The sequence below is a fragment of the Pseudomonas psychrophila HA-4 genome, assembly GCF_000282975.1.
Classification (GTDB): Bacteria; Pseudomonadota; Gammaproteobacteria; order Pseudomonadales; family Pseudomonadaceae; genus Aquipseudomonas; species Aquipseudomonas psychrophila_A.
The window spans coordinates 208,650-221,476 of the sequence record NZ_ALJC01000075.1 but is presented as its reverse complement, the minus strand read 5'-3'; the positions used below and the strand labels follow the sequence as shown (position 1 = coordinate 221,476).

The 12,827-nt window shown below is 59.7% G+C and carries 1 protein-coding gene; it reads left to right on the top strand.

Annotated features, from left to right (window positions below):
- Positions 1-179: 179 nt before the first annotated feature.
- On the top strand, positions 180-12,689 hold the full coding sequence (locus B347_RS0110280; protein WP_019409632.1) for a filamentous haemagglutinin family protein: 12,510 nt from the start codon (positions 180-182) through the stop codon (positions 12,687-12,689).
- The last annotated feature ends 138 nt before the right edge of the window (positions 12,690-12,827 follow it).

Genomic DNA, 12,827 nt, shown 5'->3' with positions numbered 1-12,827 from the left:
GCACGGTTTTGTAGTTTTCCCTTGGGGTGGTCGTTGATCACCCCTCTTTTTTCTCAGCACCGCATTCGTGTTTTTTTATGAACTTTCAATGACAAGGGTTCGGTCCAGCCCTCCCGCAACGGCCTATTTCCTGAACGTGAAGCTCACCTTAGGGCGAGAACCAATGAGGATGACCCCAGATGGTCCGTTGCAAAGCACCGATTAACTCCAAAGCTCAAGGCCCTGGCGGCCCTACGATTCTGCGGCTTAAGCCCTTGGCCCATGCCATCGCCTTACTGATGGTCGCAGGCAGTGCCCACGGTGCCACAGTGTTCAGCGCTGGCTGGTTCGCCGACAAGGGCGCGTCTCAAGCCGCCACTGCTGCGCGAACGCAGGCGCAGATGCCGAAGATCCCGTCGCTGAACCAGCAGGCCAAAGTCAATCAGCAGTTGCAACGGTCCCTAACCACGCTCAATACCACGGTCGCGGCCATTGCTGCTCAGCAAGCGGCTCAAGCTGCCGGACGCCAAGCGGCGTTGGGCCAGGTGACGACTATTGCTGATGGTCTGGGCAAAGGCGGCTTGCAGGTCGACAACAGCCTGACCCAAGGCTGGACCAACGCCAAAAGCCCGACTCAAAGCCAATCAGGTGGCAAGACCACCGTCAGTATTGAACAGACCGCTGACAAGGCGATCCTCAACTGGGAAACCTTCAACGTAGGGCGCAACACCACGGTCGATTTCCAACAGCAGTCGAACTGGGCTGCGCTTAACCGGGTCAACGACCCCAACGCCAAGCCAAGCGAAATTCAGGGGCAGATCAAAGGCGCCGGTACGGTCATGATCATGAACCGTAACGGCGTGGTGTTCAGCGGCACCAGCCAGGTCAACGTGCGCAACTTGGTGGCCGGTGCCGCCACCATCACCGACGACCAATTCACCCAGCGCGGTATTTACGTGGATGTGGACGGCTCTAGTCCGACCTTTACCGACGCCGCAGGCAACGTTGAGGTCCAACGTGGCGCAGTGATTCAGACCCACGCCGCCACGCTGTCTACCGAATCCGGTGGCTACGCCTTGTTGCTAGGCTCGGAGGTTGAAAACGCCGGCACCATCATCACCCCAAAGGGCCAGACCACACTGGCCGCGGGCGACAGTTTTTACATCCGCCGTGGCGTGGGTACCTCGGGCAACCAGAACTCCACCACACGCGGCAATGAAGTCGCGACCAGCCTCGAAGCGGGGAGTACGGCAGGTAAGGTCAGTAACAATGGCCTGATCATGGCTTCGACGGGTGACGTCACGCTGACCGGGCATAAGGTCGAGCAAAACGGCGTGGCCTTGGCCAGCACCTCGGTGGACACCCGAGGCACTGTCCACCTGTTGAACTCGGTCACTGACAGCACTGGCACGGTCACCTTGGGCAAGGGCAGTACCACGGCCATTCTGCTGGAGGGCAGCGACGCCACTGCGCTTAACAGCCAGCGTGATAATGGCCTGCTCAACCTCGACGGTCGTCCGAACCCGGTCAACAATGCTACCGGGCTGTTCGATAACCTGAGCACCATCAGTGATCGTATCGACCAGTCGCGGATCGACATCGTCAGCGGCGGCACCGTTGAGTTCAAGGACGGTTCCACCACCTTGGCCACGGGTGGTCAGGTTGCTGTGACAGCCGCGCAGCGCAGCCTGGTTCGCGACGGGGCAATGGTTGACGTGTCGGGTGCGGTTGGCGTCAAAGTGTCGATGGAATCCAACATCATCAAGATCAACATTCAGGGCAACGAGCAGCGCGATGCGCAGGTCAACCGGGATGGCGGCAAGCTGATCAACAACGATGTCTGGGTCGACCTGCGCGCGCTGGTATTTGTGCCAGCGGGCACCAACGGCTATGCCACTGATCGCTGGTACACCGCTGGTGGCCTGCTGGAAGTCGGCGGCTATCTGGGCACCCAAGGTCATAGCGTTCGTGAGTGGATGGCACAGGGCGGCACACTGACCTTTACCGGTAACGAAGTAGTCACCGAAAAGAACGCGCAATTCAATCTGTCGGGTGGCACGGTCGATGTGCAGGGCGGTTCAATTCGCCAAACCTGGCTTAAAGGTCCGGATGGTCGCTTGTATGAATTGTCTAAGGCGCCCGGCGACATTCTTTACTCCGGTATCTATAAAGGGTTTGAAGACACCAACGCGCGCTGGGGTCGCACCGATTTTTACTACAACCCGCTGATTGCCCCGAAAAGCCGAAACGAGGCCGGTTATACCGTGGGCCGCGACGCTGGCAAGCTGGTGATCAGTACCACTGGCGCAGTGCTCGAAGGGCACTTGATCAGTGACGTGTTCGAGGGCGAGCGCCAGGTCAAGACCCCAACGATCAATACGGATGGTTATCAGCAGACACCCAAAGCTGCGGCCCAGCGTGCGCAACTGATCATCGGTAACTACACGCCAGTCTTTAATAAGAGCACTGGCACGTTGCGCTACAGCCTGAACCCGGTCACCAACGAGATTGTGTTTGAGTCCAATGCGCAAAAAATCGCTGATGGCCTGAACCTGGACACAGCATTGCCTACGGATCGTCAGGGCAAGGTCGTTCTCGACAGCGACCAGCTTAATGGCGTTGAACTGGGCGCAATCAAGACCTCTGCCAATCAGCAGATCACTGTCAACGGCGCACTGAAAGTGGCCGATGGCGGCGACATAACGCTGTTCACTCCTAAAGCGGCGATTAATGCCAACCTGACCGCTCATGCGGGCAGCATCAATGTGGGCAATATATTCCTTCAGCCCGACAGAGAGCGCGACATGGCCGTGGGTGATGTGTACCTACAGCCCACAAGCGAGGCTCCGGCATGGGTCAAGTTGGCTGGCGGAGTCAAGCTCGACGCAACTGGACGCTGGAACAACCTGGCTCAGGACGGCGTGAACAACAGTGGTGCCGCGTACATGAATGGCGGCAATGTGTCGCTGCGCACCACCGGCGACCTGAATCTGGCCCAAGGCAGCGTGATAGATGTGTCTTCCGGGGCCACGGTGGGTCTGGATGGCAAGTTCATCGGCGGCAAGGGCGGCAGTGCAACCCTGGCGGCCATGGATACGCTCGAGTTAGGCAGTGAACTGCGCGCTTACGGGCTGACGGGCGGCGGAAAGCTGGCGGTACAGGCGCGTAAAGTCCAGATCGGTGAAAGCGCCACGGCACCTGACGCCGACACCCTGCATGTCTCGGGTGATTTCTTCAAAAAAGGCTTCTCGGCCTACGACATTACCGGCAACGAAGGCCTGCTGATCACAGATGGCACTCAGGTCGATGTCACGATGCCGGTTTATCGCCAAGGTGACAGGGCGTCGACCTCGCCAACCGGCATCGACCCGGCCACCGTACTAGAGCGCTGGACACCCTCGCTGTACCAGGAAGATGCGCTCAAGGGTGTGTTGACTCAGCGTCGTGGCGCGAGCCTGAACTTGAACGCGGGCACCACCATCGCCTCCGGCGCGCTGGCCGAGACCACTGCACTGACCGTGGGCAAGGGCTCAGTGATTAATGTCGACCCTGGCCAGGCAATCAACCTGCGCAGCATCGGCCAACTAACGGTCGATGGCACGCTGAACGCTTGGGGCGGCAGTGTCAGCCTTACGGGCCTGAGCAACAGCGAATCCAGTGCAGTTGATGGTATCGGTCACGGCCGCTCGATCTGGATCGGTGGGCAGGCAGTGATTGACGTGGCCTCGCGTGCCGTGGCCGCCACTGACAACCGCGGACGTGCGTATGGGCAGGTGCGCAATGGCGGGCAGATCATCGTCGGTGGCGATGTCGACCCCGGCACCGGCATCGCCAAGGCCAGCGATCTGTTTGTGGTCGTGCGTGAAGGCGCACTTTTGGATGCGTCCGGCAGTCAGGCGTTACTCGATATACCGGGGCAGGGCCGGGTTAACGTGGCCAGCAATGGCGGCAACATTGCCTTCGCCTCCAATAATGGTCTGTACCTAGACGGCCGCTTCAAGGCGAATGCCGGGGGCGAGGGTGCCGCAGGCGGGAGACTGTCGCTGGCGCTGGAAGCCCCGTATTACTTGAGGGAATACGTCACAGACCGAGTATTGCCAGTGCGTGAACTGGTACTGAGCCAGCAGCATAAAACCATCAACGTGCCTGACAGCGCCGAAGCTGCGGCAGACTCGTTGATCTACGGTCACGGCGCGCTGGGTGTGGACCAGGTCAAGGCCGGTGGTTTTGACAACCTGACGTTGCTGGTCCGTGGTGTGTTCAACGTTGACGGTGATATCTCGCTGAACCTAGGGCAAAGCCTGCACCTGTATACCGGTGGCATTAACCTGACACGCAACGCCAACCCAACGTCGCGCGTTAACCTCAGCGCCCCGCATGTGGTGCTCAGTGGCATGCTTGAACCGGACAAATCCGGTATGGAAGCTTGGACCCGACCTTACATCGCTGACACGTCGCCAGGGTTGCGCAGTCAGGGCACGTTAATCGTTGACAGCGGTTTGCTGGACATTCGCGATCGCTTTGGGTTTGGCGACACGAAGAGCTTCGATAACGTCCAGCTCAACAGCAGCGGCGATCTGCGCTTTCTTGCTGGGCGCGATGGCGGCGACACTTCCAGTGGCTTCAGCACCCAATTACGTGCGGCAGGTGACTTGACCCTGCGCGCCGCGCGCATCTACCCGGGCTCTGACATCAAGGCCCAAGTGCTGGTGGGCGACGTTGACACCCTTAACAACCAAGTGGTTTTTGATCCGACCCGTTCCCTGACGATCGAAAAGGTCGGTGATGATCATGGTGTGGCCCCGGACTCTGTGTTCGGCCGCCTGCAATTGGGGGCTTACACCATTAAACAGGGCGGTGTATTACGTGCGCCGCTGGGGCTGATTGAGCTCGGTAACGCGGGCAACTCCCGGGTAGAACTGTTGCCGGGCAGCCTCACATCGGTCAGCGCCAAGGGCCTGGTGCTGCCATACGGCGGCACAGTGGATGGTCAGGTGTATCGCTATAACGGTAAAAATGTGGTCTTCGTCGGGCAGGGCGGCTTGGGGCAGACAGGCAGTGGCGAGCTCACAATAGGCGTGATTCTAGGGGGTACCAAGGCAACGGTATTGCCCGGCGCCACACTGGACTTGTCTGGCGGCGGTGAGTTGCTGGGTGCAGGCTTTATTTCCGGGCGTGGGGGCTCTACTGATGCACGCTTCAATCCGCTGGTTCAGTTTGGTGCCACTGGCGGCTTTAGCTTGCCAGGGCTGGGCACCAACCCGATCTATGCCATTGTGCCGGGCGTTCAACCGGGTTATGCACCGGCCACGGGCGAAGCTGGCGCGAGCACGCCGCTGGTGGGCCAGCAAATCACCCTTGGCGCAGGCGTACCGGGCTTGCCCGCGGGCACCTACACCTTAATGCCATCTACCTACGCCTTGAAGCCGGGCGCCTTCCGGGTGGAAATCAACGGTTTTGCCGGGCAGGGCAGTGATGGCGCAACAACACTGATGCGCAACGGTTCGTGGTCAACGGCCGGGCAACTGTCGATTATCAACACCGGCATGCACAACAGCGTTAACAGCCAAGTGATCCTGACGTCTGGCGACACCTTGCGCCGCTATTCGCAGTACAACGAAACCAGCTACGCGCAATTTGCCATCGCCGATGCAGCCAAGCTCGGTGTACCACGGCCCATGCTGGAGGCGGATGCCAAAACCCTCAAGTTGGCGTTTGGCGGCGGCGCAGGCAGAGATACCTTCACGTTCGAGGGCATTGGCCAATTTGAAGCGGCCCAAGGCGGTTACGGCGGTACCGTGGGCGTGATCAACCTGGGCGGCGAAACGGTCGAGAACTGGCACACCCAAATCGTCGATGCCAACAGCCCTCTGGAGGCCTTCGAGGGGCTGACGCTCACGGCCCAAAGCCTTAACAATCTGAATGCCAAACGCATCTTTATTGGCGGCTTGCCGCAAGTGGAATATGGCCGCAACGGGAATATCATCAAGTTCCCATTTGGTGTGAACACACCGGGCAACTCGGTGTTCCTGCGCAGCGGTGCGACTCTCTCGGCCCCCGAAGTGGTGATCGTGGCGGGCCCCGGCAATATCGTGGTGGAACAGGGCGCTTCGATTACAACCTTAGGCCGTGGCGCAGCGATCTATGACGCCCGTGATGGCTTTATTTATGAAGGCGTGCCGAGCCTGTTGGCCGTGTCCAATGGCCTGCTCAATGTGCTGCCTTATCTCAACCTCAATAAAGAACCGACGGGCAATATCCAGATCGGCGTGTGCCCGAACAGTAACTGCTCAGGCCAGACCACCATCTATTCGCAGGGCAGTATTGTCGCGGCGACCGACAAAGCCCTACAACTGGACGATGCCGTGCGTTATGGCACCCGTCACCTGACGCTGGCCTTGAGCAATATCAACGTCGGCAGCACGACTGCGCTGGCGGATGCCAGCGCACGCGCTGTGCTGCCATCGGGCTTGACCCTTAACCAGCATGTGCTTGAACGCTTAATGCGCGGTGATACCAGCACGGGGAGCCCGGCACTGGAAACCCTGCAACTGTCGGCGGGCCAGGCGTTCAACTTCTATGGTTCCACGTCTCTGGACACTTACGACGCACAGACCGGCAAGTCGTTGCTGAACAACCTAGTGCTGACGACCCCGGCGATCTACGGCTCGGGCAATGCCGATAATGTGGCGACCATCCACACCGCCAATCTGATCTGGCAAGGCGCCACGGGAGCACCGGGTGCGGTTATCAGCAACGGTGCGGGCACGGGGAACGGGCGTCTGGATATTAACGCCGAGCGTATCGAGTTCGGCTATGGCCCGTTTGCCCAGCCAAGCAACAACACAGTGTTTGACCGCCTTGTGCTGGGCTTTGCCAGCGTCAACCTGAATGCCAGCGATCGCATCACCGCCAACTACAAAGGCAGCCTGTCGGTGTATCAACACCAAGGCGCGTACGATCCGGTCAGCGGTTTTGCCTACAGCGGCGGCAATCTTAATATTTTGACGCCGCTGATGACCGGCGAAGGCGGTTCGTTGAGTCGCATAACGGCGGGCGGCACGATTGATATCTCCGCGTCTGCCGGCCCCCGCGGCACGGTCAAAGGCTACGGTGGCGAGTTGTCTCTCAAGGGCGATTCCATTCGCCTGGCGTCGGCAGTCGTGCTGCCGAGCGGCAAGGTCACACTGGACGCCACACATGATGTGGTTTTAACCGATGAATCGTTGATCGATGTGGCCGGTCGTGCCGTGGTGTTTAACGACATCACCCAGTACGGTGCAGGCGGGGATGTGCTGCTCGACAGCCGCTACGGCAATATCCGTCAGGCGGCAGGTTCGACCATAGACCTGTCGGCCAAGCACAACCAAGGTGGCAAATTGCGCGCCGTGGCGCTGGATGCGGCGAATGGCATGGTTGATCTGCAAGGCAAAATCCTGGGAGGCAACAGCGGTTACTACAATGCCGTTGGTACGCTTGTGCCGTATCAGGGCAGTAGCGTCGAAGTTCAAGCCCAGCGTCTGGGCGCCAGTGCTTCGCTGGATCAACAGTTTGCAGCGCTTAACCAGCGCCTCAATGACGGCGAAGTCTTCGGTGCACGTAGCTTCCAGCTCAAGCAAGGTGACCTGACGATAGGTGACGGCCTCAAGGCCAACATTATTAACGTCTCGGTAGACAGCGGCAGCCTGCGCGTCACAGGCCGAGTGGACGCCAGCGGTGAACGCGTGGGCAGTATCAACCTGGCCGGTAAAAATGGCCTGACCTTGGACGGCAGCGCAATGCTCGACGCCCACGGCAGCCAAGTGCGCGTCGACAGCTACGGCAAAATCATCGATTCACCGAACCGGGCAATGGTGGTACTGGCTTCCGGCACCGGGCAACTGACCCTAGCGGATGGCCTGAGTATCGACTTGCGACACGGCACTGCGGGCACCCCGGGCAATGATGGGCGCAATCGCGGCACCCTGGAAATGAATGCGCCTCGTCTGAACAGCAACGACATCGCCATTGATGCCAGCGGCCGACTGGACATTAAAGGTGCGCGGGCAATCACCCTCAACGCAATGGCGACTTACGACGACGCGCCCCTGATGACCGATCCGACGGCTAGCGGTAGGCCGTATCAGGTGATTGATCAGGCGTATTTGGATGGCAAGCACGCCTTGAGCACGGCGTTTATCAATGCAGCGTTGAAAAACAGCAATCTACTGACCCAAAAACTCGCCGGTTTGAACAACGCCACTTACGCCGACGCGTTCCATTTGCGTCCGGGCGTGGAAATCATCAGCAAGACTCCGAATGGCGATCTGGTGGTGCAGGGCGATGTCGACCTGTCCGGCTATCGTTACGCCAGCCTCAACCGCAACAGCCAGAAAACCTCGGTGTACGGCTCCGGTGAGTCTGGCAGCCTGACCTTGCGCGCCGGGGGGGACCTGAGCATCTACGGCAGCATCAACGACGGCTTCGCGCCCCCGCCGCCCACCGTGGATGACAACGGCTGGGTACTGTTAAAAGGACGCGACTTTAGCAGCGGCGGCACCATCGTGCCGGGCAATGGCGTGGTTCTGGCGGATGGCACCACCTACATGGCGGGCTCGGTGTTGAACTACGACTTGCCGATCAAAGGCACGACGGTGGTGGCTGGAACGCGCTTACCAGCGCGGGCGACATTGGCCCAGGAACTCACCTTGCCTGCTGACACGGTATTGGCGGCGGCGGTACTGGACGCTTCGGGCAATACGCTACTGGCGGCAGGCACGCTGCTTAAGCAGCCGGTCACCCTGCAAGCAGGTACTCAACTAGATGCCGGTACCCTGTTGGGTCAACCCATCGAACTGCTGGCCATGCTTTGGCCTAAAGGGGTGCCATTGCCAGCCCTGTACCAAGCGCTGGACCCAGGCCGAAATGTCGTCACCCTAGATGGCAACATTGCGTTGGCGCGTGGGTCGCTGATTCCGATGGGCACCGATGTGAAGCTGGTAGGCAACGTTGATTCGATCAAGTTGCGGCCTGAAGTGGCCGGGCGCCAAGGCAATAATTGGGCGATTTCACCGATGCTGGCCGAAGGATCGCAGTCGTGGTCACTGCGCCTGGTGGCCGGGGCGGACACCGAAGCTGCGGACAGTCGTCTACTTCAGCCTCATCCGAGCAGCGGCACACTGCGCCTAGCCGACAGTCACTTCGGCATGTTTGCCAAACTGTTGCCGCCCAAAGGTGTGCTGGTGTGGAGCGCTTATGCGGTTGAAGACCTCGGGAATGCCGGGGTTGAAGTCAAGGAAGGTGATCCGGTAGATCAATCAATCCTGGATGAGTTTGGGCTGGGGACGGTTGCCGATTTTTGCACCAATTTCGCCGACTACTGCCAAGCCAAAATGATGTACGTCTGGACCTCGTACGCAGCGGGCATCCTGCAGAGAAGAGGCATCATCGTTGAAGTCGGAGGCGTGGTCGAAGATCGGATCCTGGAGTCTCTTGGGGTGAGAGGGGGCGCGTCTAAATTCTGCGTGGCCACACCGAGCTACTGCGTGTCGAAGAGCCCCAAGGAATATGCACCTCTGCCTTCCAGTTCGCGCTTCAGTGTGGTCCGTACCGGCACCGGCGACCTGCAATTGCTCAGCGGCGGCAACCTGAGCGTGGACTCTTCGTATGGCGTTTACACGGCGGGCACCTCGTCCACTGGCACTTACGCGGGTGACCCCTTCAACCAGCCTAGGGCGCTGAAGGGCGGTAGCACCGTGCTCAAGGAAAAACCTAGCTACTTTGAGCAGTTCGTCAACGGCGGCAGCGAAAGCCTGTACCGCGCGTGGTACCCGGAGGCGGGGGGGAACTTGACGTTGAACGTAAACGGCAACCTCACCGGCAATCTCGATAACGGGGGGAGTTACAGCCAACTCAGGCCTAACTCTGATGACAGCGGCAACAATACGGCCGATGTCGGCAACTGGTTGTGGCGCCAAGGCAGCGGCGATGTCGCAACAGGTGGGAAGGCTCAGCCGACAGCCTGGTGGATCAACTTTGGTACTTACACCAACATCATTTCTGACAACCTGATTGGCTTCACGGGTTTCGGCACCCTGGGCGGCGGTGACGTGGACGTTACCGTGGGGGGCGACGCGGGCTCCTTAAAAGAACCGACCTACACGATTGATGGGAACAACAAACGCACTCAGGGCCTGGTGCTGGCAGTTGGCAGCACGGGCCGGGTGAGCAACGATGGCAGCCTGCAACTGACCGGTGGCGGCGACTTACGACTGCAGGTCAGAGGTGCACTCAACCCTGTGAGCATTATTGAAACGGCCGGCAATCGTGACGGGGTGCTGACTAACACTCGCGGTAATGTGCACGTGCAGGCCGCCAGCATCGGGCGCGTCGATACGTTATACGGCACTACGGCTCAGGTGCCGGGTGATGTGCGTGCGGCTGACCCCCTGCGTGCCAGCCGCAGCCGACCGCAAGGTGGGGTGACGCTCGTGGCAGGCGATGCAACGTTCAGCTTGCATACCTTGGGCGACCTAGTCGTGCAAACGGTTGAGGATGCAGGGCGCGTGCGCCAGTACAACCAATCGGCCTTCAGCCGTAATGACGTGACTGGCGGCTCCAGCAGTTGGTACACCTTGTGGACCCCAAACACGGCCGTTGATCTGTATGCCGAAGGTGGCAACCTGACGCCTTTTCTGGTGGGTACGAACACGGACATGGCGGTGGTGTATCCATCGATCCTCAGGGCCACCGCTGCCAGTGGTAGCTTTTACTACGGCAAGGCCGCCACGAACCGTGATTACGACAGCTACAGCTACCCGATACTCCTGGCCCCGGGTAAAAACGGGCAATTGCAGTTCCTGGCGCAGGATTCGATTTACGCCGGTGGCTTTAGCGTCACCCAATCCGGCACGGCGCTCAGCAGTATGGCAACTCCATGGAATCCGGCCTTTTTTGCCACCCTAGGCTGGCAGAATTACAGCAATCTGTCGCAAACCGGTAACTACAACACTTACGGTAATCAGGGGCTGTCACTGTTTACGTTTGGCCCGGGTACTGCGAGTGAGCCGTTGAGCAATACCGCTGACCCTTCACGCTTTTATGCGGTGCAGGGCGACCTGATTGGGGTCAACAGCGGTCGGATCATTGCTTACAAAAACGCTGGCGTGCAGCATGCCGGCGAGACCTGGTACGAAGGCAGTCGTCCGGTGTGGATGATGGCCGGGCGCGATATCGTCAGTAGCGGTGCCAACCCGGGTGACAATGGCCAGATTTATCCGGAGGTGTTCGCCACGGGTAACCTGTTCGTTCACAACAATGCGACCGATATCTCCATCGTCTCAGCCGGGCGCGACATTATTTACAGCAGCTTTAACATTGCCGGGCCTGGCGCGCTGGAGATCACTGCCGGACGCAACATCGTGATGGACGATAAGGTCAGCGTGACCAGCATGGGTCCGATTGTTGCCGGTGACTTGCGTCAAGGCGCCAGTATTGCCATGCAGGCAGGGGCGGGGGCCAGCGGTGCGGATTACCAACGTTTTGTCGAGGCCTACCTTAATCCGGCCAACCAGTTGGCGCTGGGTGAACCCTTGTTGGCATCGGGCGCCAAGGTGCCCAAGACCTACGAAAAAGAGTTACTGGTCTGGCTAGGCGAGCGCTTTGGTTTTGTCGGTGACAGTGAGCAAGCAGTGGCTTACTTCAAGCAATTGCCAGGCGAGCAACAGCGCGTGTTTGCCCGCGATGTGTATTTTGCCGAGTTGGAGGCGGGCGGCCGTGAGTACACCCAAGCCGGTGGTGTGCGTGAAGGCAGTTACGCCCGGGGTCGGGCAGCGATTGCAGCACTGTTCCCAGCGAAAGACGTGGCGGGCAATGCCCTGAATTATCTGGGCGATATCCGCATGTTTGGCGGCGCTGGGGTTCACACCGACTTCGGTGGCTCGATCCAGATGCTCACCCCGGGCGGTAACCAGACGTTCGGCATCGAGGGCGTTGCACCACCGGCTTCGGCGGGGGTCATCACCCAAGGTGCGGGCAATATCCAGCTGTACTCGCTGGGTAGCATTCTGCTGGGCCAAAGCCGGATTATGACCACCTTCGGAGGCTCGATCATGGGCTGGTCCGCCGAGGGTGACATCAACGCCGGTCGGGGCTCAAAAACCACCGTGGTCTATACGCCACCGAAACGCACTTATGACAATTGGGGCAACGTTGCCCTGTCGCCGTCGGTGCCAAGTACTGGTGCGGGGATTGCAACGCTGAACCCGATACCAGAAGTGCCAGCAGGCGACATCGACCTGATTGCACCGCTGGGCACCATTGATGCGGGTGAAGCGGGGATTCGCGTGTCGGGCAACATCAACATTGCCGCCTTGCGCATCGTCAACGCGGCGAACATCCAGACCCAGGGCAAATCGTCCGGGGTGCCGGTGGCGGCGACCGTCAACACTGGGGCCTTGTCTTCTGCCAGTTCGGCGGGCGCCGCAGCGTCCCAAGCAGCGGACAACGCAGCACGAAACCAACAGGCGGCAGCACGTCAGAGCAGGGCTTCGATCGTCACGGTTGAAGTGTTGAGCTTTGGCAGCGAGCCGGTGCAACGCGAACCGGAACAGACCCAGGCGGTGCCGGGTTACAACCCCAACAGCCCGGTACAGGTATTGGGCGCAGGGCGACTGAGTGACCAGGCACGTGCGAACTTGACCGAGGATGAGCGAGGTCAGATCAGCCTGTAACCGCGAGACATCTTTGTAGTTCGACCTTTGGGGTGATCATTGATCACCCCTTTTTTTTGGCTCCTCATTGCGCTCCTACAGGGATTTTGGTGCGGCAAACGGCCCTGTTAAAAAAGATGAATGAAGCTTTTATGACAT